This is a genomic window from Solwaraspora sp. WMMA2059, assembly GCF_027497315.1.
Taxonomy (GTDB): domain Bacteria; phylum Actinomycetota; class Actinomycetes; order Mycobacteriales; family Micromonosporaceae; genus Micromonospora_E.
The window spans coordinates 4,739,809-4,760,443 of the sequence record NZ_CP114908.1 but is presented as its reverse complement, the minus strand read 5'-3'; the positions used below and the strand labels follow the sequence as shown (position 1 = coordinate 4,760,443).

General features: G+C 70.5%; 17 protein-coding genes and 1 pseudogene. 4 read left to right on the top strand and 14 right to left on the bottom strand.

The annotated features are described in order from the left end of the window. Nucleotides 1-105: 105 nt before the first annotated feature. From O7553_RS21750 to O7553_RS21705, 10 genes and pseudogenes are all read right to left on the bottom strand, one after another. Nucleotides 106-2,808: an AAA family ATPase gene (locus tag O7553_RS21750; protein WP_281551527.1), complete on the bottom strand. Its 2,703-nt coding sequence runs from the start codon at nt 2,806-2,808 to the stop codon at nt 106-108. Next, nucleotides 2,805-3,194, bottom strand: a complete 390-nt coding sequence (locus O7553_RS21745) for a hypothetical protein (protein WP_281551526.1) — start codon at nt 3,192-3,194, stop codon at nt 2,805-2,807. Before O7553_RS21745 ends, O7553_RS21750 begins: the two co-directional genes overlap by 4 nt. 127 nt (nt 3,195-3,321) lie before the next feature. Then, the gene (locus O7553_RS21740) at nt 3,322-4,611 is read right to left on the bottom strand and encodes a beta-ketoacyl synthase N-terminal-like domain-containing protein (RefSeq protein ID WP_281551525.1); all 1,290 of its coding nucleotides are present in this window, start codon (nt 4,609-4,611) and stop codon (nt 3,322-3,324) included. Further along, nucleotides 4,608-5,891 carry a beta-ketoacyl-[acyl-carrier-protein] synthase family protein gene (locus O7553_RS21735; protein WP_281551524.1) on the bottom strand — a complete coding sequence of 428 codons (1,284 nt, stop codon included), beginning with the start codon at nt 5,889-5,891 and terminating at the stop codon, nt 4,608-4,610. The genes O7553_RS21740 and O7553_RS21735 overlap by 4 nt, the downstream gene beginning before the upstream one ends. Nucleotides 5,892-6,010: 119 nt before the next feature. Beyond that, nucleotides 6,011-6,382: pseudogene (locus O7553_RS21730) on the bottom strand (cupin domain-containing protein); the annotation flags it as partial. Then, a complete protein-coding gene (locus tag O7553_RS21725) occupies nt 6,379-7,179 on the bottom strand; it encodes an SRPBCC family protein (protein WP_281551523.1) in 801 nt (266 codons plus the stop codon). The gene O7553_RS21725 and the pseudogene O7553_RS21730, both read right to left, overlap by 4 nt. A gap of 24 nt (nt 7,180-7,203) precedes the next feature. Continuing rightward, nucleotides 7,204-8,574 (bottom strand): acetyl-CoA carboxylase biotin carboxylase subunit, encoded by a 1,371-nt coding sequence (locus O7553_RS21720; protein WP_281551522.1) that lies wholly within the window; start codon nt 8,572-8,574, stop codon nt 7,204-7,206. 13 nt (nt 8,575-8,587) lie between these two features. Then, nucleotides 8,588-9,088 (bottom strand): acetyl-CoA carboxylase biotin carboxyl carrier protein, encoded by a 501-nt coding sequence (gene accB / locus O7553_RS21715; protein ID WP_281551521.1) that lies wholly within the window; start codon nt 9,086-9,088, stop codon nt 8,588-8,590. Beyond that, on the bottom strand, nt 9,085-10,827 hold the full coding sequence (locus O7553_RS21710; RefSeq protein WP_281551520.1) for an acetyl-CoA carboxylase carboxyltransferase subunit alpha: 1,743 nt from the start codon (nt 10,825-10,827) through the stop codon (nt 9,085-9,087). Before O7553_RS21710 ends, accB begins: the two co-directional genes overlap by 4 nt. Beyond that, a complete protein-coding gene (locus tag O7553_RS21705; RefSeq protein ID WP_281551519.1) occupies nt 10,824-11,159 on the bottom strand; it encodes a TcmI family type II polyketide cyclase in 336 nt (111 codons plus the stop codon). The genes O7553_RS21710 and O7553_RS21705 overlap by 4 nt, the downstream gene beginning before the upstream one ends. Nucleotides 11,160-11,496: 337 nt before the next feature. Between O7553_RS21705 and O7553_RS21700 the strand changes: the two genes are divergently transcribed. Beyond that, nucleotides 11,497-12,303 carry a bacterial transcriptional activator domain-containing protein gene (locus O7553_RS21700; protein WP_281551518.1) on the top strand — a complete coding sequence of 269 codons (807 nt, stop codon included), beginning with the start codon at nt 11,497-11,499 and terminating at the stop codon, nt 12,301-12,303. Here O7553_RS21700 and O7553_RS21695 read toward each other — a convergent pair. The 4 genes from O7553_RS21695 to O7553_RS21680 form a co-directional block, all read right to left on the bottom strand. After that, entirely contained in the window at nt 12,281-12,931 is a 651-nt protein-coding gene (locus O7553_RS21695) for a hypothetical protein (protein WP_281551517.1), read from the bottom strand. The two genes, O7553_RS21700 and O7553_RS21695, sit on opposite strands and share 23 nt — an antisense overlap. A gap of 108 nt (nt 12,932-13,039) precedes the next feature. Further along, nucleotides 13,040-14,932: an ABC transporter ATP-binding protein gene (locus O7553_RS21690; protein ID WP_281551516.1), complete on the bottom strand. Its 1,893-nt coding sequence runs from the start codon at nt 14,930-14,932 to the stop codon at nt 13,040-13,042. Nucleotides 14,933-14,936: 4 nt separating this feature from the next. Then, nucleotides 14,937-17,117 (bottom strand): hypothetical protein, encoded by a 2,181-nt coding sequence (locus O7553_RS21685; RefSeq protein ID WP_281551515.1) that lies wholly within the window; start codon nt 17,115-17,117, stop codon nt 14,937-14,939. Then, the gene (locus O7553_RS21680; protein WP_281551514.1) at nt 17,114-17,455 is read right to left on the bottom strand and encodes a hypothetical protein; all 342 of its coding nucleotides are present in this window, start codon (nt 17,453-17,455) and stop codon (nt 17,114-17,116) included. Before O7553_RS21680 ends, O7553_RS21685 begins: the two co-directional genes overlap by 4 nt. Nucleotides 17,456-17,804: 349 nt before the next feature. Between O7553_RS21680 and modA the strand changes: the two genes are divergently transcribed. The 3 genes from modA to O7553_RS21665 are packed head-to-tail and all read left to right on the top strand — an operon-like array spanning nt 17,805 to nt 20,622. After that, nucleotides 17,805-18,602, top strand: coding sequence for a molybdate ABC transporter substrate-binding protein (modA, locus tag O7553_RS21675; protein WP_281551513.1), 798 nt, complete (start codon nt 17,805-17,807; stop codon nt 18,600-18,602). After that, the gene (locus tag O7553_RS21670; protein ID WP_281551512.1) at nt 18,599-19,429 is read left to right on the top strand and encodes an ABC transporter permease; all 831 of its coding nucleotides are present in this window, start codon (nt 18,599-18,601) and stop codon (nt 19,427-19,429) included. Before modA ends, O7553_RS21670 begins: the two co-directional genes overlap by 4 nt. Further along, nucleotides 19,426-20,622 (top strand): ABC transporter ATP-binding protein, encoded by a 1,197-nt coding sequence (locus O7553_RS21665; protein WP_281551511.1) that lies wholly within the window; start codon nt 19,426-19,428, stop codon nt 20,620-20,622. Before O7553_RS21670 ends, O7553_RS21665 begins: the two co-directional genes overlap by 4 nt. The last annotated feature ends 13 nt before the right edge of the window (nt 20,623-20,635 follow it).

The window sequence follows — 20,635 nt, the reverse complement described above, 5'->3', positions numbered from 1 at the left end:
CTGTCACCGGGATGCGGGCCAGTGCCCACCCTTCAGCACGGGGGTGGGGGCGCGCGTGGGGAGGCAGTCGATGCCTGAGGCTGAGCAGTGGCGGGCCGGACCGGTCTACCCCAAGATGTCGTTGCGCCTGCGGACCAGGTTTGCCACCGCGATGACGCGTGGGCGGCGGCCGCCCGCGACGTCGAAGCCAAGGCCATGGCGAAAGATCTCTGGAATCCAGTAGTGGTCCGCCTCGCGGAAGACCACGCCGTTTGCGTCGAGTAGTTGTGCCTGCTCTGCGGTGAGACCGACAGATTCCAGGGTGAAGGGGAGCTTGCGGCGATCGGCGTCGAGCGACCTGAGACGGTCCAAAAGTGCACCGACCGGCCTGTTTTCGAGACTGATGGCTTCGATCTTCTGGCTACTGCATCGAGGTAGTGCGCTACGCATCGCGACCGGTGTCAGTATTCGATCCGACCATCGGTCGGTGCCCGTCGATGCGGTGGCCGCCTCGGATAGGAAGGAGACGATGTCGCGGGCCTGGATCTGTTGGCGGAAGTCAGAAAGTGCCGCGAAGAACCACACATCTGATCGAGCTTCCTTTGATTTCGGAGTCCCCATCTTGTCGCCCCATACAGTGCTCATCTGGTCGGAGAGTTGATCGGCGGTGGCGGTGCGGACGCTGTCTGCGGATGCGGTGAGCGCGCCGGCCCTCTGACATACCCATGCCGCCAGTCTGAGCGCCTCCTCTCTGTTCCAGCGCAGTGCATACTTCTCATATCTTTTCTCGAACTGTGCCACGTTCTGGTGGATGGCCTTTTGTACGAGGTCCCGTCGGACGAAGGTCACCATTCCCAGTGGGCGTCCCCGCAAGGTGCGGAGCCACTCCGGACAGTCGACTAGCAGGGCGCGCAGGGCTCGCTGTTGACGGCTGTCCTCGACGAACTCCGGGAACAGGTCCTCAAGCCCGTCGATGACGAAGATCACTGAATTGGAGCGGGCAAAGGAGGCCAATGATTCCTCGACCTGTTCGGGGGTGGTGTCCAGGCCGATTGCGCGGGCAAAGCAGGTGAGCCATACTCGCCGCCAACCTCCCGATGTCAGCTCGCCGGACAGGGCGTCCTCGACGATTTCGCGGACCGCCTGCGATCCGGCCGCTACGCCGCCGGTAAGCCTGTTGGCTTCCGCGATGCGTCTCTCGTTGATCGCTGTGGCCGATTGATCGCCCAAATTTGTTGACGCCAGGACAGGGATTGTTGGGATTCGCAGGGTCGCATCGTCGACTCCGGCTGCAGCCGCAAAATCAGCCCATGTCGTCCTCCGGCACAGCTGGAGGTACGTGAAGGTCTTCCCGGCACCTTTTCCGCCGACGACGATTTCGATTGGTGGCTCGGTCCGGTGTGCTTCGGCGAGGTTGCGTAGTGCGTCGGTGACTAGGAAGTCAACCTCTGGAGAAGTCTCTGCGAAGACCAAGTTTCCCGCGACCGCCGCGAGTCTCGACCTGATCGCGTCGAGATCGGCGGGCTCAGGTTCTGCTGGCACAGGCGCACCGGGGTTCAAGCGGGGCAACGAATCGATCAATGGGGTCAGCGGCTGTGCGAGTCTGGCGCGTTCGGCCAGTCCGGTGACGGCTTCCCACGAGGCTGGAAGATTTAGCAGTATCGGATTGAACTCGCTTGTCATTGAAGGAATCGCTATGTCGGCGTCAACCGTGGAAGCTGCTTGGCTCGTTGACGATACGGCGTAGGCGGCGCGCCGCAGGTCGGCGGCTACCTCTGCCAGCCGATCGCCATGGTCCTGCCCGCTGAACTGCGTGAGTAGAAGTGCGCAGTCGGGGTCGTTCTCCATGCGGGCAGGTGCGCGTTGCGCCAGCTCGGCGAGAACTCGTTCGGTACCCTTGACCGACTGGTCGCTGATGGTCGTGACGAACACCCTGAATACCCGCGGATCCAGTAGGAGGGGTGCGCTCAGTTCGCTCACGCCGGCTCTCAGATCGACCATGATGACGTCGGCACCGAGCGCGTGGCCGAGTCGAGCAAGTGCATTCGAAAGAACGTAAGGACTGCGATCGGGGGTCAACAGGTCGACCGGCTCAATCTGCGGTGGTGATATCCGGCTGTGATCTCGGCGGGCCGGCATCACCACCACGCCGTCGATTTCCTGGTTCACCAAGAACTTCCGGCCGAGGCTGATTGCCTCCGTGAATGATGAATCAACCGAACCTTGCACGAGGGCGAGGAAATCTTCGTAGGCAAAGTCGATGCGAATCGACTCGGCAATCATCCAGGTTATACCCGGTGCTTCGAGATCGGCATCAATCAGCAGTACCCGTTGCCCGCTTGAGGCAAGTTTCTGAGCCGCCGCCACACAGTGCAAAGTTCGACCGACGCCGCCCTTGAATGAATGAAAGGCCACGATCGGGATGTCGTGCGGCAATGGCGTTGTCGGAACGGGCAGCGGGTTCGCCAGCTCCGCGACCACCCGCCGATCCGTCCAGCGCGGACGCCGATCGCCAGGCGCGGGCGGGTCGTCCTGATCGATACTCACCGCGAGCGGTCGCTCCTCGCCAGCGTCATCGAGTAGCAGGCACCCGCGAGCGGGTTCGACGGTAAGTGGTCCGAGCACTTCGCGCAGCCAATGCCAGACATCGTCGGGCGGCGTCAGCGGGGCGACGGAGACCCGCACTCCGTCCCAGTAGGCGTCGATCTCCCGCAGCCATCCCGGCCACCGGCCTTGTCGGGCCAGCGCGGCGAAGTACAGGTTGACATCGAGCCAGGTGAACAGGTGGTCAGGATGCGAGGGACCAGAAACGTCCAAACGCTCGTTCACCGGCCCAGCTCCTTCCGACACCACTGGCCAAGGGATACCAAGCCTGCCACACAGCTCCGCTCGCCACCGGCATCCAGGCCCGCGCCGTATCGCCATGCCTCATGCAGCTGTGCTACCGCAACGGGCGGGGCGGGCGCGTTCGCTACGGCGACGCGCTTGCAGTCCACGAGCCGCTGGTACGCGGCTGGCGTGAGCCGGAGCTCTTTGGCGAGCCGCCGCAGGTCATGGCTGAGCAGGTCCGAGGGCAACTGATCGGTCCGCTGTAGGTTCCTCCGCCGCAGCGCTGCGGCCTTGAGTCCACATTCCACGGCATAGAACTGGAGCAGATTCGAGACCTGGCCGGCGGTGACCTCTGCGGACTCGAGCAGCCGAACGAAGCTCTTCACAAGATCACGATGGGTGACATGAAGGGGCACCGAGTGATACTACTGATCCCCGAGGCGCTTGCCGGCCGACGGTTCGCCGTGACGGTTCCTAGGGCGGTCGGGAGCGGGCCGCACGGGTAATAGTTGATCATTCCCAGTCCGGGTCGCGGCGCAGCAGCAGGGCGCTGTTGAAGCCGTCGAAGCCACGGGCGGCGACCAGCGCGGCGTGCCCCGCGCACTCCCGTGGCGTACGGACGAAGTCCAGGTCGCAACCGGGGGCCGGGCGGCGCGGCGCGGCGGTCGGCGGCAGCAGCCGGTGCCGCAGCGCCAACAGCGCCGTCGCCACATCCAGCGCCGCACTGCCCTGGTGTGCCCGCCCGGTCAACGGCTTCGGCGTGGTCACCGGCGGCGCCGCCGGGCCGAAGACCGCCCGCACCGCCCGCGCCTCGGCCCGGTCGAAACGCGGTACGCCGAGCGCGTCCGGCAGACAGACGTCCACCTGCGCCGGAGCCACCCCGGCGGTCGCCAGCGCCCGGCGCATCGCCCGGGCGTACTGGTCGGCGTCCCCGCCGGTGCGCCGGTCGGTGTGCCGGGCGTCGTGGCTGGCACCCCAGCCGGCGACCTCGCCGTAGATCACCGGGGCGCCCCGGGCCAACGCGTGCCCCAGCTCCTCGACGACCAGCACCGCGCCGCCCTCACCCGGCAGGTAGCCGGCGGCGTCGACGTCGAACGGCAGGTACGCCGACTCCGGGTCGGTGCCGGTGCTGAGCAGCCCGCTCCGCAGCTGGCAGGCCAGCGCGTACGGGCTCAGCGCGCATTCGGTGGCACCGGCCAGCACCACGTCGGCGCCCCGGCGGATGGTCCGGGCGGCGTGCGCCAGGCTGTCCAGCCCACCGGCCGCCTCGGCGACCAGCACCCCGCAGGCGCCCTTGAACTGGTGGGCGATGGAGAGCTGGCCGACACTGGCGGCGTAGAACCAGGCAATCGACTGGTACGCCCCGACGGTACGGCCGGGCCGGCTCCACAGCCGCTGCAGCTCCCGCTGGCCGAACAGGTTGCCCCCGGACGAGCTGGCCAGCGCCACCGCGTACCGGTCGGGGTCGTCGGCGGTGTCCGGCAGCCCGGCGTCAGCCAGCGCCAGCCGGGTGCCGGCGAAACCGAGATGGGTCCACCGGTCGGTCTGCACCGCCCGCCGGTTGTCGGTCCACTGCAGGGCGTCGAAGTCGGCCACCTCGCCGGCCAGGGTGACCGGGTACGGCGCCGGGTCGAACAGGGTGATCCGCCCGGTGCGGACCTGCCCGGCCAGGGTCGCCTTCCAGTGCGCGTCGGCACCGAGTCCGGTCGGCGCCACCACGCCGATCCCGGTGACCACCGCCCGCCGCCCGGGTGCAGCGGCCCGCTGACCGGGCAGCGCGGCCGGGGGGCCGTCGGCGCTCACCGTACTGTCCTGTCCGGTCGGGCGAAGACCATCGCCGACTGGAATCCGCCGAATCCGCTGCCGACCGACAACGCGACGTCGACCGGTAGCTCACGGGCGGTGTTCGGGACGTAGTCCAGGTCGCATTCCGGGTCGCGGGTGCGCCAGTTCGCGGTCGGCGGGACCACCCCGTGTGCCATGGCCAGCGCGCAGGCCGCCATCTCGATCGAGCCGATCGCGCCGAGCGAATGCCCGATCATCGACTTGATCGAACTGACCGGCACCCGGTACGCCGCGTCCCCGAGCGCCCGTTTGAACGCGGCTGTCTCGTGCCGGTCGTTCTGCCGGGTGCCGGAGCCGTGTGCGCTGACGTACGACACGTCGTCCGGGTTGAGCCGGGCCTGGTTCATTGCGTCCACGATGGCCAGTGCCATCTCCGCGCCGTCCGGGCGCAGCCCGGTCATGTGGTAGCCGTTGCTGCGGGTGGCGTATCCGCCGATCTCGCAGTAGATCCGCGCGCCGCGCCGCCGCGCGTGGTCCAGCTCCTCCAGCATCAGCACGGCGGCCCCTTCGGCGAGTACGAATCCGTGCCGGTCGTTGTCGAACGGCCGGCTGGCGTGCGCCGGGTCGTCGTTGTCCGGGCTGGTCGCCCCGATCGCGTCGAACGACGCGACGGTGACCGGGGAGATCGGCGAGTCGGCGGCGCCGGCGAGCATCACGTCCGCGTCCCCGTCGACGATCAACTGGTGGGCGTAGCCGATCGCGTCGATGCCGGAGGTGCAGCCGGTGGAGATCACCTGCGCCGGCCCGTGCAGCCCGTGCCGGCAGGCCACGTCGGCGGCCAGGCTGCTGGGCACCAGCGCCTGATAGAGGTACGGCATGGTGCAGTCCGGGTCGACCAGCCAGTGGCTGCCCGCGTCACTGGCCACCACGTACTCCTGTTCCAATGCCACAGTGCCGCCGACCGCCGAGCCGAGCGCCACCCCGGCCCGCTGCCGGCCGGCGTCGTCGAGGCTCAGCCCGGCGTCGGCGACCGCCTCGATCGAGCAGGCGAGGGCGAACTGGACGTACCGGTCGGCCCGTCGCCGCTCGCGCGGGCCGAGCCCGGCGTCCGCCGGGTCGAAGTCGCATTCGGCGGCGATCTGGGACCGGAACGGGGACGGGTCGAAGACGGTGATCCGGCGGGTCGCGGTACGCCCGGCGGTGATCGTCGCCCAGAACGCCTCCCGGGTGGTGCCGCCGGGGGCGACCACCCCGACCCCGGTGACGACGGTACGCCGGGGCGACCCGGCCGCGGTCACGGCCGGTGTCCGTTGGGTGTGGTGGTCCGGGTGCGCGGCACCGGCCGGCGGCCGGGCCTGGCACCGTTCGGACCCGGGCCGGCGGCGGCGTCCGGACCGGGACCGAGCACCGCCGGTCCTTCGGTGTCGACGTGGCCGAGTTCGGGGCGCGGCGCCAGCGGGCTGAGGTGGAAGACCACTTCGGCCGGTGCCTTGCTGACGTTGCGCAGCCGGTGCCGGGTGTTCATCGGCACGAACAGCCCTTCGGCGCGGTGCACCGCCACCGGCAGGTCGTCCAGGTCGACGACGATCTCACCGCGCGCGACGTAGAGGAATTCCTCGCTGTAGGGGTGGTAGTGCTCGGCGATGCGTTCGCCGGGGCGCAGCACCGCCAGGCCGAGGAAGCCGGAGGTGCTGCCGACCGTGCGTGGGCCGAGCAGGACCCGGAGTTCGCCGCCGCGTCGCCGGTCGGCGGCGAGGTCGCGGGCGGCGACGAGCCGTGGATCGTTCATGGGGTGCCTCCGACGGGGTCTGCGGTGCGGGCCAGGGTTTCGATCCGGTCGCGGATGATGTCCAGCTGGATCCGGCTGTTGGTGTTGATCCGTTCGGTCATGCCGGCGTTGTCGAGCGGCGCGGCCGGTCGCATTGCGAAGTCCTGCACCCAGGTCATCCGGGTGCCGCCCAGGACCTCGGCGTAGTCCCAGCGAATCCGCATGTACTCGAACGGTCCGGTCTCCACCCGGTGGGCCAGCACCCGGCGGCGGCTCCGGTCGGCGGTGCGTTCGCTGACCCAGCTCCAGACCGTTCCGTTCTCGTCCGGGTGCATGGTCAGCCGGAACCGCACGGTGTCCCCGTGCCGGTGCACGATCTGCACCGACGCGTACTCGGTGAACAGGTCGGGCCACCGGTCGACGTCGTTGGTGACCGCCCAGACGAGGTCCAACGGGGCGGCGATCACCACGCTGTTCTCGGTGTGTCCGGGGGGCTGTCCGGTGGCGTCCGCCGCGGCCGTTGTGGCCGGGCCGGTGTCCAAGGCAGCTCCGGCGTCGTCGTCGCCGGTGAGTTCGCTGGCAACCAGCTCGGCGATCTCGACGATGGTCAGGTCCGCGCTGTCTGGCGGGATCCGCACCTGGTACCGGTCGGCCACCACGGCCTGAAGTTCCAGCAATGCCAGCGAGTCCAGGCCGAGTTCGGCCAGGGATGATGCCGGGGCGTCGGCGGCACCGGACGGGTCGAGCCCGCAGTTGCGTACCAGGATCGCGGTGATGTCCGCGGCGGTGACCTTCTGCTGATCATCGGTGATACTCATCCGCTCCTCCTCGGGCGTGTGTGGTCAGGCCGTACGGATCTGCGACGGCTCGTCGAGCAGCCGGCCGACCAGGCCGGTCGAGAGCCGTCCTTTGCGGAACATGGCGTCGTCCAGCACCCGGCGCAGGAACGGGATGGTGGTGTGGACGCCGGGCCCGCGTACCTCGAACTCGCTCAGCGCGCGTTCCATCCGGTTGAGCGCCAGTTCCCGGTCCGGTGCCCAGACCACCACCTTGGCCAGCAGCGGGTCGTAGTGCGGTCCGACGACGTACCCGGTGTGACCGTGGGTGTCGACCCGGGTGAACGGGCCGCCGGGGATCTCGAAGCGGTCCAGCCGGCCGGGGGTCGGGGTGAACCCGCGCTGCGGGTCCTCGGCGTTGACCCGGCATTCGACCGCGACGCCCCGGGGCCGGATGTCCGGCTGGCGCAGCCGCAGCGGCGTACCGCAGGCGATGTGGATCTGTTCCTGCACCAGGTCCACCCCGGTGATCATTTCGGTGACCGGGTGCTCCACCTGGATCCGGCAGTTCATCTCGATGAAGTGGAACTGGTCGTGCTCGTCGACCAGGAACTCGAAGGTGCCGGCGCCGACGTAGCCGACCGCGAGCGCGCCGCGCAGCGCCGCTGCGGCCATCTCGTCGAGCATTGCTGCCGGCAGCGTCGGTGCCGGACCCTCCTCGATCAGCTTCTGATGCCGCCGCTGCACCGAGCAGTCCCGGGTGCCCAGGTGCACCCCGTTGCCGTGGCCGTCGCAGAGCACCTGCACCTCGACGTGCCGGGCCTGGGTGAGGAACCGTTCCAGGTAGACCCGGTCGTCGCCGAAGACCGCCCGGGCGGTCTGCCGGGTCCGGTGGTACGCCGGTGCCAGGTCCGCTTCGTCGGTGACCACTGTCATTCCCCGCCCACCGCCGCCGGCCGCCGCCTTGATGATGACCGGATAGCCGGTTTCGGCGGCGACTGCGGCGGCGTGGGCACTGCTGGGCACCGGCTCCCGGCTGCCCGGCGGCAGCGGCAGGCCGGCCGCCCCGAACACGTCCCGGGCCTTGGCTTTGTCCCCGAGGGCCTGCATGACCTGCGGCGGCGGCCCGATGAAGACCAGGCTGTTCTCCGCGCAGATTTCGGCGAAGTCGACGTCCTCGGAGAGGAAGCCGTATCCGGGGTGGACGGCCTGGGCACCGGTGCGCCGGGCCGCTTCGACGATCGCCGCCGCGTTGAGGTAGCTGGCCCGGCTCGGCGGCGGGCCGATCTGTACCGCCTCGTCGGCGAACCGGACCACCGCCGAGTCGCGGTCCGCGGTGGAGTGCACCGCGACGGTCCGTACGCCAAGTTCCCGGCAGGCCCGGGCGACCCGCAGCGCGATCTCTCCCCGGTTGGCGATCAGGATCTTCTCGAACACGGTCACCGCCTCCTCAGCCCGGTGCCACGGTGATCAGCGGCTGGTCGAACTCGACCGGATCGCCGTCGCCGGCCAGGATCTCCACGACCACACCTGGCCGGTCGGTGGTGATCTCGTTCATCAGCTTCATCGCCTCGACGATCCCGATCACCTGACCCGGCTCGATCGAGTCGCCGACCTCGACGAACGGCGTTCCGCCGGGCTCCGCGGCCCGGTAGAACGTGCCGACGATCGGTGATCCGATCCGGTGCCCGGCCGCTGGCGCGGCCTGGTCCGCCGCCGGTGCGGTCGGTCCGGTCGCCGACGCGTCGGCCGGGGGCGACGGCGTGGCCGCGACCGACGTCGTCCGGTCGTGCCACTCGATCTCGATCACCGTGTCGCCGTGCCGGACCTGGACCCGGCGCAGCGGACCGGTGAGTTCACCGACCAGCGTCCGGGTCTGCTCGGCGAGCCGGCGCAGCTGGCCGGCCGGCTCCGGCCCGGCCGGTGTTCCGTTGGCGGCGGCAGTGGTCATCGCGGCATCACCTGGATCGTCCGGTCGGTGTCGGGCTGCGGTACGGCGGCATCGACGGTGCCTGCCCCGTACCGGCGGAACCGGCGGGAACGTCGACGCAGCAGGTCGGTGGTGGGCACGGCGAGCAGGTCGGACAGCGCGGCGGTCAGCGCCGCCCGTACCCGGTCGGCGGCGCCGGCCGGATCCCGCTGCGCGCCGCCCGGTGGTTCGCCGACGATGCCGTCGGCGACGCCGAGGCGTACCAGGTCGGGCGCGGTGAGCTGGAGCGCGGCGGCGGCCCGGGGTGCGGCGGCCCGGTCGTGGAACAGGATCGCGGCGCAACCCTCGGGACTGATCACCGAGTAGACGGCGTTCTGCAGCATCAGCACCCGGTCGGCGACGGCCAGCGCGAGCGCTCCGCCGCTGCCGCCCTCGCCGGTGACGACGGCGACCACCGGGGTGGGCAGCCGGGCCAGGGTGCGCAGGCAGGTGGCGATCGCGGCGGCCTGGCCCTGTTCCTCCGCGTCGACCCCCGGATGTGCGCCCGGGGTGTCGATCAGGGTGACCACCGGTAGTCCGAGCCGGGCGGCGAGCCCCATCACCCGCAACGCCTTGCGGTAGCCGGCCGGGCTGGCCATGCCGAAGTTGCGGGCCAGCATCTCCCGGGGGTCGTGGCCCTTCTGCTGCCCGATGACGGCGACCGGCTGGTCACCGAGCCGGGCCAGTCCGGCGACGATCGCCGGGCAGTCCGCACCGAGCCGGTCGCCGTGCAACTCGACGAAGCCGTCGAACGCCGTCCGCAGATAGTCCAGAGTGGTCGGCCGGGCCAGGTCCCGGGCGGTACGCACCGACTGCCAGGCGGTCGGCGTCGCGTCGGCCCGGTGCGTCGGCCTGGGGCGCGGAATCGGCCCGGATCCCGGCACCGTCGGTTCGGCCAGCGGACCTGCTCCGGCCCGGCCACCCGCGGCCAGCGCGAGCAGGGCGCGCAGCCGGGGGCGTAGGTCGTGGCGTTCGACGACCATGTCGACCTGGCCGTGCCGGAGCAGGAACTCCGCGGTCTGGAAACCGGGGGGCAACGCCTGGCGGATCGTCTCCCGGATCACCCGGGGGCCGGCGAACCCCATCCGGGCGCCGCGTTCGGCGATCACCAGGTCGGTGTTGGTGGCGAACGAGGCGGCGACGCCGCCGTACGTCGGATCGGTGACGACGCTGACGGTGAGCAGTCCGGCGGCGCGCAGTTCGGCGATCGCGCAGCTGACCGTCGCCATCTGCATCAGCGCCAGGACGCCTTCCTGCATTCGCGCCCCGCCGGAGGCGGTGACCAGCACCAGCGGATCCCGGGCGGCGAGTGCCTCCTCGGCGGCGCGGGTGATCAACTCGCCGGTGGCGCAGCCGAGGCTGCCACCGAGGAACCGGAAGTCCATCACCGCCAGGACGGCCCGATGCCCGCCGATCCGGGCGGTGCCGCACAACACCGCCTCCGCCATGCCGGTCGCCGCCCGCGCCTCGGCCAGCCGTCGCCGGTACGGCATCGAGTCGACGAACCCCAACGGGTCCACCTCGGCGGCGCGGTCGGCGAGCCTGGTGAAGCTGTCCGGGTCGACCAGTTGTCCGATCCGTTCCGCCGCGGTCAACCGCTGGTGGTCTCCACACTCGGGGCAGACCTCCAGGTTGCGGCGCATCCGTCGCCGGTAGACCAGTGCGCGGCAGGCGTGGCAGCGCAGCCAGCGGTTGCGGCCCAGGGCCGCGACGGCGGTCATCGGGGCCGACCGGTGGGTGCGTCCCAGTGGTAGAACCGGTGCGCCATCGCGTCCCGAGGTGACCGCCAGGTCGCCAGGTACGGGCTGATGTAGCTGGCGAGTCGGCGGCTGACCTCGTCGAACTCCGGGTGTCGCCGGGCGGCGGCCACCGCGTCCGGTCCGGTCTCGGCGGTCTCGATCAGATGCACGTACAGGTCGTGCAGCCGGTAGAGCGACCGGTGCCGTACCCCGGCCAGGTGGGGCAGGTCGGTCAGGTCCGATTCGGCGAAGATCTCCGCGACCTGCTGCTCCGCGTCGGGGACCACCTTGGCGATGATCAGCGAGCGATCCATGGTTCCTCCCAGCGGTGTCGGGCCCGGTCCTGGCCAACCTTGCCGCCGTCGGCGTCACCGGCGCGTTGTCCGTGCCGTCCGGGGCACCGTTCACTGGTGACGCCGAGGTCACGGCCTGTGAGTACAGTGCGTGATCGCTCTCGATGTGCGTCGGTATCGCTCCAGCTGCCATCGGGGTTGCAAAATGCCAGGTCAGATGGGATGGGGTCGGTGGGTCAAGCGAATCGGGTAGTCGACTGAATGTTGACTGAGAGTAACCATGATTGATAATCTTCGTGACGCGATGACGTGATGCAAGGGCGGCGACCGGTGACTGACGTGTGCAGGAGGTTCGGCCGTGACGTCAGAGGCAGGCAACGCGGGGGCATCAGTCCGGCTGCTGCTGCTCGGCGGCTTCCGTCTGCTCCACCAGCACGAGACCGTGTTGATCCCCCGTGGACTGCAGCGGATCGTCGCGGTGATCGGGCTGCGACCCGGCGCCACCCGTGCCCACCTGGCCGGTCTGCTCTGGCCGGAAGCCGCCGAGGACCGCGCACTGTCCTCGCTGCGTACCGCACTGTGGCGGCTGCGTCAGGAGCCGAACTGCCCGCTGCGGACCGCCGGCGACACCGTCCGGCTCGACCATCGGGTCCAGGTCGACGTCGACGACCTGGTCCGGACCGCCGCGCGGGTGCGCGACGGTGGGGATCCGCGACTGGCCGACGCGGTGCTCACCGCCGCCCGGCACGACCTGCTGCCCGGCTGGTACGACGACTGGGTGCTGCTGGAACGGGAACGGCTGCGGCAGCTGCGGCTGCACCTGCTCGAGCACATCGCCCGCTCCCATCTGGACGCCGGTCGGCACGACGAGGCGCTGCAGGCCGCACTGGAAGCGGTCGGTGCCGAACCGTTGCGGGAGACCCCACACCGGCTGATCGTGCAGATCCATCTCGCCGAGGGCAACGCCTACGAGGCGCTGCACGCCTTCTACGCGTACCGCGATCTGGCCCTGCGGGAGCTGCAGCTGGAACCGTCCCCGGCGATGGCCGCGCTGATCGGCGACATCCTCACCCCGATCCGGGACGCGCCGGCCCGGCGCACACTCGACCGGCGTCGGCCGGGTGAGTCGGCGTCCGGCCCGGTCAGCCCTCGCCCGGCCCGCTGACCCGTCCGGCGTCACCGCCGAGCGAGACCCGGACCAGGGCAGCGGCGAACCGGGGCAGGTCGCGCTCACCCACCAGGGCGGCCAGCCGCCGCGGTGAGGTCGGTAGATCCAGCTTGCGGGCCCCGGTCACCACCCGCTTGTCCAGGTACGGACGTAGTCCGGGCCAGACCGCCTGCGCCTCGCGCAGGAAAATGTCCGCTCCGGTCGGGCCGATGCCGGGGAACATGGTCAGCAACCGGCGCAGCACGGCCGGATCGTCACCGCCCTCAGCGTGCAGCCGCCGCAGGTCACCGCCCCACCGCTGGTGGCACAGTTCGGCTCCGTCGCCGAGCATCGTGGCGGTCCGTTCGTCGTACCGCCGGTAGTGGCCCCGGCCGAGCGCGTCGACGCGGTCCTGCCAACCGGCCGCGCACATCGCCGCCGGTGTGCGGTAGCCGGCCGCGAACAGTTCCCGAGCGCCGGCGACCGCGACCCCGGCCGAGATCCGGGCGCTGAGCAGGGTGGCCAGCACCAGCAGCTGGTACAGCGGGGCCGGCCGGTCGGCCAGGGCGATACCCGCCTCGACGCTGAACGTCCGGCCCTGCCGGTCGAGCAGCGCGTCGACCGCGCGTACCTGCCGATCCGCCATCGTGGCAACCTCCGTTCCCGGCCGACGAGGTACCCCCGGCGGTGCGCATGAAACGGAGCAGCCCGCCGTGCCCCCCCGCCGGCGTCGTCGGTCGCTTTCGGCGTCGGGTCAGCCCACGTCGCTCGGCACCAGCTCCCCGGTGCCGGCGCGGTCACCGTCCGCAGACCCGCCGACGCGGTCACCGTTCGCCGCTCCGCCGGCCTGGGCGATCCGCAGCGCCTCCACCAGGTCGCGGTACAGCTCGTCGGTGGCCGACAGCGTCTCGTGGTCGCCGTACGCCCGGATCCGCCCGCTGTCCATCACCACGATGGTGTCGGCGTCGATGACGGTGGAGAGCCGGTGCGCGATGGTGACCACCGCGCCGTTGCCGGCCTGCTCCCGGATGCAGTCGTGGATGGCCGCCTCGGTGAGTCCGTCGACCTGGGCCGTCGCCTCGTCGAGCAGCAGGACGTCCGGCCGCCGCAGGATCGCCCGGGCCAGCGCGATCCGCTGCCGCTGCCCGCCGGACATCGACGACGGAGTGAGCAGGGTGTCCAGCCCGTCGCCGAGCGAGTCGATCTTCTCGGTCAGCCGGACCGCGTGCAGCGCGCGGTGGATCTCCCCGTCGGTGGCGTCCGGATGGGTGAACAGCAGGTTTTCCCGGATGGTGCCGGGGATCACCGGGGTGTCCTGCTCGACGTACGCCAACCGGCTCCGGACCTGCTCGTGGCCCAGCGACGGGTACGGTCGACCGTCGAGCAGCAGCTCGCCCTGCTGCGGTGCGAGAAACCGCAGGATCAGCGAGAAAAGGGTGGTCTTGCCGGCGCCGGAGGGGCCGACGATGGCCAGGTGCCCACGGCGTGGCACGGCGAGATCGATGTCGCGTACCGCGGCCGGTAGGTCGGGTCCGTAGCCGGCGGTGACCTGCCGCAGTTCCAGTACCGGCCGGTCGGTGTCGTCGGTCGCCCGACCCGCCCGGCGGGCAGCCGGCTGCGGGCTTGTCCCCGGTGCCGGGGTAACGGCCGGGTCGGCCTCGGCCGGCATCGCCTCGACCTGCCGGATTCGACCGGCCGCGGCGATCCCGGACTGCAGCGCGGTGAGGTGCCGGCTCAGCGTGGTGACCGGCTCCATCAGCCCGAACGCGTACAGCAGGAACGCGATCAGGCTGGAGACCGGCAGCGCGCCGGTGCCGACCCGCCAGGCGCCGAGACCGAGGATCGTGATGATTGCCAACTGGATGCCGGCCCAGGCGACTGTCCAGGCGAGGGCTTCGCGGCGGATGGCCGCGATGCTCTGCCGGGCCGACTCGCGGGCCTCGCCGACGATCCGCTCCGACTGGCGCTGCTCGGCCCGGCTCACCTTGACCGTGCGGATCGCCCGTAACGTGCCCTCCAGCGCCGCACCCAACTTGCCGACGTGCTCCTGGGCGCGTTCGCGTGCCTTGGCGATGCCCGGCAGCAACAGGCTGAACAGGACGGTCATCCCGGCCACCGAGGCGACGGTGGCGCCGAGCAGCACCAGGTCGAGCACTGCCATCAGCACCAGAGTGCCGACCATCCTCACCGAGCCGTTGATCAGGCCGATCACGCTCGACGAGGCGGCTTCGCGCAGCAGCACCGTGTCCGAGGTGACCCGGGTGACGAACTCGCCGGTGGGCCGGGCGGTGACGGCCGGCACGGTGGCCCGGAACAGTCGGCGCACCATCGACTGGCGGGCGTCGAGGATCACCCGTTCACCGACGGTGCCGAGCAGGATCCACTGCCACAGCCAGATCACGACACCCAGGACGAGCAGACCGAGCAGCGCGAGCACCGGGCCGCGCAGCGACGCCGCCCCGGTCAGGGTGTCCAGCACCCATTTGGTGACCATGGGCGTAGCGAGGCCGGCGGCGGAGCCGACCAGGGCGAGGCACAGGCCGAGGCCCAGCGCGCGGCGGTGCGGCCGGGCGAACGACCAGAGCAGGCGGAGCCGGGGCAACCGGCGGTCGGCGACGGGGGGTTCGGCGGTCTGCGTGACGGTCACACCATCAAGTGGACCACGGGCCGCCGTCACGGTCGTCGCCGTCAGAGGACGGCGGGAGGGCCTTCGCCGTGTCGCCGCTGCTATCGAGCTGGAGCCTCCGCCGCAGCCTCCGCTGCTCGTCGGTGATCCAGTCCCGTCCGTCTGCGGAAACCGACTCCAGGATTCGGATCGCGGAGCTGATGCCGGAGGAACTGAGCGCCAGCTGCCGCAGCCGTGCAAGGTTCTCCTCCGGTCCCAGGAAACCCTTCTCGAAGTTCTCGACCAGTACGTTGATTTCGCGGCCCCCCGCGAGGTTGAGGTTAAATGCTTGGCGGGTTACGAGTTTGTTCACGTGCGGCCCAAATGCGCCTGCCTCCTGAGGTGAGAGAAGCTTGCGTTGTCCGTCGGAAAGTCGGAGGCCGAATTCATCTACCCGTACCGACTCAATCATGTCGTACCGGAACGTCTGTCGGCTTTCGTTGCTCAGCGTTCCGGTGGCGAAATCCATAGACATGGCGACCTGGCGGACGCCGCGTTGACTCAATAGAAAGAGGATCATCTCGTACTTCGAGTAACGAGGTGGCCCGTGCAGTACCCGGGCGCGCAATGCGTCCGGTGCCTCCTGGGTCATCAGCACATGCGTGATGACGTCGCGGTTCGACAACCCGTAGTCGCGCATCACCTCCATTCGGATGAAGACCTTGTCATAGTCGAGCCAGCGGGCCATCTCCTCGTCGGACGGCCGGTCGGCGAGCACCTGCGACCATCGGCCGAACTCGGTCCGCTCGGCAGCCAGTCGGGCAGTGGACTCCCGGCTCTCCTCCGCGTAGCGGATCCGCTCCGACTGCAGGGTCAGCAGCGCCTTCCACGATACCCACTCACCCGTGACGAGCAGCATCGCTGCGAGCAGTGCGTGCCACGGCATGGCGAACATTCCGAGAATCACGGCGGTAACGGTGGCGATGTGGAAGGCTGTCCATCCCGAGGAAACACCGACACGCACTGAAAAGGGAACACGTAGCCGTTCGCGGAACTCCGCCAGTTTGCCACGCCGCCACTGGTCGGCGGCGCGCCATGCGTACCACCGCACCAGCCACCGGATCCTTGCCACGTCCGCGTCGGGGTAGCCGTACAACAGCGTGAGATCGCGACGAAGGGTGGCGCGGATGCCGACAGTTAGCCCGGCCCACTGCACGTCGGACAGTCGTTCTCGGGGGCGGAAGCTTGCGAAACTGTCGCTGACGAGGCGTTCGAGAACGGAGCTGAACGGCTGTGGCGCGGACCAGCCGGCCGGTAGCGTGTCGGCGTACGAGCTAAACTCTCGTTCGCTGCGGGCGAGGCGGCGGCGCATCCAGTCGTGCCGGGGACCAAACAACGCGATGCCCGCGCCGCCGGCAAGCCAAAGAAGCGTGACCAGGGCGCTGCCGCCGAGACTCTGCCTTCCGGCGGTCAGGAGGGCGAGGGCTACGCCGCCGCCGACGGCGGCGAGGCCCAGCCCAAGCCGGATCCAGGCGTCGAGTCTGCTCTTTTCCGGGGCGACCGGCATCGGCTGCGGGGCCAGCGGGATCGGCTCAAAGAACATCCAGACCCGGTCGCGGCGGCCGTCTCCCATCCTTTGGGTGCTTATCTCGCCAGCCAGCTTGGCATCCAGCAGATCCTGGAGCTGCCCGGACAGAATCATGTCCAGGTGCCGGATTATTTCCTCTCGTCGTTTACTGTCAAGCTTCTGAAAGCGGTCCAGGATGCGGTGTATGCTGATCTGGGACTCGTCGGCTGCCTGCTGAGTTGAGTTTGCGACCATCATCTCGACGGTTTCCAGTGCTTCGGTCCACTCGTCGCGAGGTCGGTCTTTGGTGAGCTGAGCCTGTCCGTTGATCGTACGGAACTCATCATCAGACAGGTGGTCCACCGTTCGGCCGCTCAGCACCGCGACGAGGTAGTAGTAGACCACCTTGTTGGACGACTGCGGCGAGGTGATCAGATCTCGGAGCAGTTCGCGGGCGGAAGTGACTACACCGCCTCGGAGCATCCGCTCGGCGGCCGCGAGCCGCTCCTCGAAAGAGGCCTGCGGGTTGACCTGATATGTCTTGTTCTCAATCAGGACCTGTTTGCCGATGTTAATGTCACGAGCGGCGTACAGGTTCCGGTCGGTCGGCTGCCGTGGCTGCTGCACGGGTTGACTGAAGGCCCCGGTCGGCATGCTCATGCCCCGAAGGAACCCAGGATCGTCGCCACGTTCGCGCTGATCGCCAGCGTACCGGGAAGAATCTTCCCGATCCGGGTCAGCGCGGCCTGCAGCGCACGCTGCTCTTCCCGATCATCAGCAGGAAGTTGTTGCTGTGCGCAGATCAACTCGCGCTGCGCCGCAGCGTAATCTGCCTCGGCCAGTTCGCCTCGGGACCGAGCGTTGGCGAGCATCTCGCCCAGTCGCTCCAACGCCTCCTGTAACGCCACGACGCCGCCGAGATCCTCCGTACCGCCTGACTGCTCGAAGATGATCTGCTCGTTGATCTTGATGTCACGTCGAGCATTGAAGTTGGCCATCTGATCTCCAGATCAGGATCTGTCAGGTTGCGGGCAATGGCGCGACGACATGGCTCTCCGCCAGTGTGCGGCGCGGCGAATCGTTTATACCTCCGGAGTTCGAGCAGCGACAATCAGCGACGACGTCAGGCCGGTGTCAGATATTGGCAACACGGCCGGCTGGTTGTATCGCTCACGACGCCGGATCGGTGGAAATCGGCGACGTCCGGCCAGAATTCGCCGAGCGGCGGCCGTCGACACCTGGCGGGGCACTCGCCAGCGTGGGACCGGTCGGACCGAGGTCATCGCACCTGCCAGCTGCCTGGCGACGGTATCCGGCCTCGCTTCTGCGGTATATACGCTGGTCCGCGTGACGACGACTCACCGGCGGACGTACGGCACCGTTCTCGCCACCGCGCTGCTGGCCGCCGGCTGCGCCACCGGCCCTGCGGCGGCGCCCGGCGACAGCCGGGACGACGCCGTAGCCGGCGTCACCGGCCCACTCACCGTGCTGGCCGCCGCCTCGCTGACCGACGCGTTCACCCGAATCGGGGCCGACTTCGAGGCGGCCAACCCCGGTGTGTCCGTCACCTTCAGCTTCGCCGGCAGCTCCCAGCTAGCCCAGCAGATCACCGCCGGGGCACCCGCCGACGTGTTCGCCGCCGCCAGCCCGGCCACCATGGCAACGGTCGTCTCCGCAGGCGAGGCAGCCAGCGAACCGGCCGTCTTCGCCCGCAACCAGCTGGTCATCGCGGTGCCGGACGGCAACCCGGCCGGCGTCACCGGGCTGGCCGACCTCACCAGGTCCGGCGTCAAGGTCGCCCTCTGCGCTGAGCAGGTGCCATGCGGGGCGGCCGCCCGTACCGCGCTCGACGCCGCCGGCAGCGACCTCGTCCCGGTAACCTTCGAACGGGACGTCCGCGCCGCGCTGTCCAAGGTCCGCCTCGGCGAGGTGGACGCCGCCGTCGTCTACCGCACTGACGCGGCCGCCGCCGCCGACGAGGTCGACGCCGTCGAGTTCGCCGAGTCCGGCCAGGCGATCAACGAATACCCGATCGTCACCCTGGCTGCTGCCACCAACCCGCAGGCCGGGGAGGCCTTCGTCGGGTACGTCCGCTCCGCCGCCGGCCAGGCCGACCTGACCGACGCCGGCTTCCAGCGTCCGTGACCACGCCCGCGCCGCCCGCCGTCAGCCGGCGACGTCGCCGCACCGACCGGCGGCCGCCGGTCTTCCTCGCCCTGCCCGCCCTGGCCGGACTGGCCTTCCTGACGCTGCCGCTGGCCGGCCTGCTGCTGCGTACCCCGTGGGCGCAGCTGCCGGCCCGGCTCACCGCGCCCGGCGTCCTCGACGCGCTGCGGCTGTCCCTGCTGACCGCCACTGCCGCCACCGTGCTCTGCCTGCTGCTCGGCGTACCGCTGGCCTGGTTGCTGGCCCGCACCCGGTTTCCCGGCCGGGGCCTGATCCGCGCCCTGGTCACCGTGCCGCTGGTGCTGCCGCCGGTGGTCGGCGGCGTCGCGCTGCTGCTCGTCTACGGCCGGCGCGGCCTGGTCGGCGGCTGGCTGGACAGCGCGTTCGGGGTGACCCTGCCGTTCACCACCACCGCCGTCGTGCTCGCCGAAGCGTTCGTCGCCATGCCGTTCCTGATCATCGCGGTCGAGGGCGCGCTGCGCGGTGCCGACCCCCGGTACGAGGAGGCCGCCGCCACCCTCGGGGCCAGCCGGTGGACCACGTTCCGCCGAGTCACCCTGCCGATGGTCGGCCCCGGGATCGCCGCCGGTTCGGTGCTGTGCTGGGCGCGGGCGCTCGGCGAGTTCGGTGCCACCATCACCTTCGCCGGCAACTTCCCCGGCCGTACGCAGACCATGCCGCTCGCCGTCTACCTCGCCCTGGAGCAGGACTTCGACGCCGCGATCGTGCTGAGCCTGCTGCTGCTGACCGTGTCAGTGGTGATTCTCGCCGGGCTGCGGGAGCGCTGGGTCGGTGGTCTGCGGTGACCACGCGGCGACGGGCCGACGACCCCGTCCCCGACCCGGGGCCGGCGGCGGCGCTCGACGCACATCTGGTGGTCCGCCGCACCGGGTTCACCCTCGACCTGCGGCTGACCGTCGTCCCCGGGGAAGTGGTCGCGCTGCTCGGGCCCAACGGCGCCGGCAAGACCACGGCGCTGCGGGCCCTCGCCGGACTGCAGCCGCTGCACGCCGGCCACCTGCGCCTCGGCGACCGGACGCTGGACCAGCCGGACGCGGGGTTGCTGGTGGCACCGGAGCACCGGCCGATCGGCGTGGTCTTCCAAGACTATCTGCTGTTTCCGCACCTGACCGCGCTGGACAACGTGGCGTTCGGGCCGCGTAGCCACGGCGTGCCGCGTCGCGTCGCGCGCGACACGGCGGCTGGCTGGCTGGACCGGGTCGGGCTGACCGGGCACGCCCGCCGCCGGCCCCGGGAACTGTCCGGCGGGCAGGCGCAGCGGGTCGCGTTGGCCCGGGCGCTCGCCGTACGCCCGCAACTGCTGCTGCTCGACGAGCCGCTCGCCGCGCTCGACGCCCGGACCCGCGCGGAGACCCGCGCCCACCTGCGGCAGCACCTCGCCGCGCACACCGGCGTCGCCGTGCTGGTCAGCCACGACCCGTTGGACGCGATGATGCTCGCCGACCGGCTGGTGATCGTCGAGAACGGCCGGCTGGTGCAGTCGGGTGACGCGGCCACCGTCACCGCCCGCCCGCGCAGTGACTACGTGGCCCGGCTGGTCGGGCTCAACCTCTACCGGGGCAGCGGGGACGGGAGCAGCGTCACGCTGCCCGGCGGCTTCCGGCTGGTCGCCGCCGAGCCACAGCGCGGCGACGTGTTCGTGGCGTTCCCACCGTCGGCGGTGGCGCTCTACCGGCAGCGTCCGGACGGCAGCCCGCGCAACTCGTGGCCGGCCACCGTCAGCAGTGTCGCCCGCAACGGCGACCGGCTGCGGGTCGAGTTGGCCGGGCCGTTACCGGTCGGAGCGGACGTCACCGCGGCGGCGGCCGCGCACCTCGACCTGCGTCGCGGCGAGCGGGTGTGGGCGACGCTCAAGGCGACCGAGGTGGCCGGGTATCCGGCAGACCCGGACCGTACGATTCTCGGTGGAAGCCATGCTTCCGACGGCAATTCGTCTCCAGGAGGGAATCCAGGTGAGCACCGGGGTCGAGACGCGTGAGTTCCAGGCCGAG

Bases quoted from the DNA above. Each gene is read 5' to 3' on its own strand.
- O7553_RS21725 (WP_281551523.1), bottom strand. From the start codon at position 7,179: ATGAGTATCACCGATGATCAGCAGAAGGTCACCGCCGCGGACATCACC.
- accB (WP_281551521.1), bottom strand. From the start codon at position 9,088: ATGACCACTGCCGCCGCCAACGGAACACCGGCCGGGCCGGAGCCGGCC.
- O7553_RS21710 (WP_281551520.1), bottom strand. From the start codon at position 10,827: ATGACCGCCGTCGCGGCCCTGGGCCGCAACCGCTGGCTGCGCTGCCAC.
- O7553_RS21705 (WP_281551519.1), bottom strand. From the start codon at position 11,159: ATGGATCGCTCGCTGATCATCGCCAAGGTGGTCCCCGACGCGGAGCAG.
- O7553_RS21695 (WP_281551517.1), bottom strand. From the start codon at position 12,931: ATGGCGGATCGGCAGGTACGCGCGGTCGACGCGCTGCTCGACCGGCAG.
- O7553_RS21685 (WP_281551515.1), bottom strand. From the start codon at position 17,117: ATGAGCATGCCGACCGGGGCCTTCAGTCAACCCGTGCAGCAGCCACGG.
- O7553_RS21680 (WP_281551514.1), bottom strand. From the start codon at position 17,455: ATGGCCAACTTCAATGCTCGACGTGACATCAAGATCAACGAGCAGATC.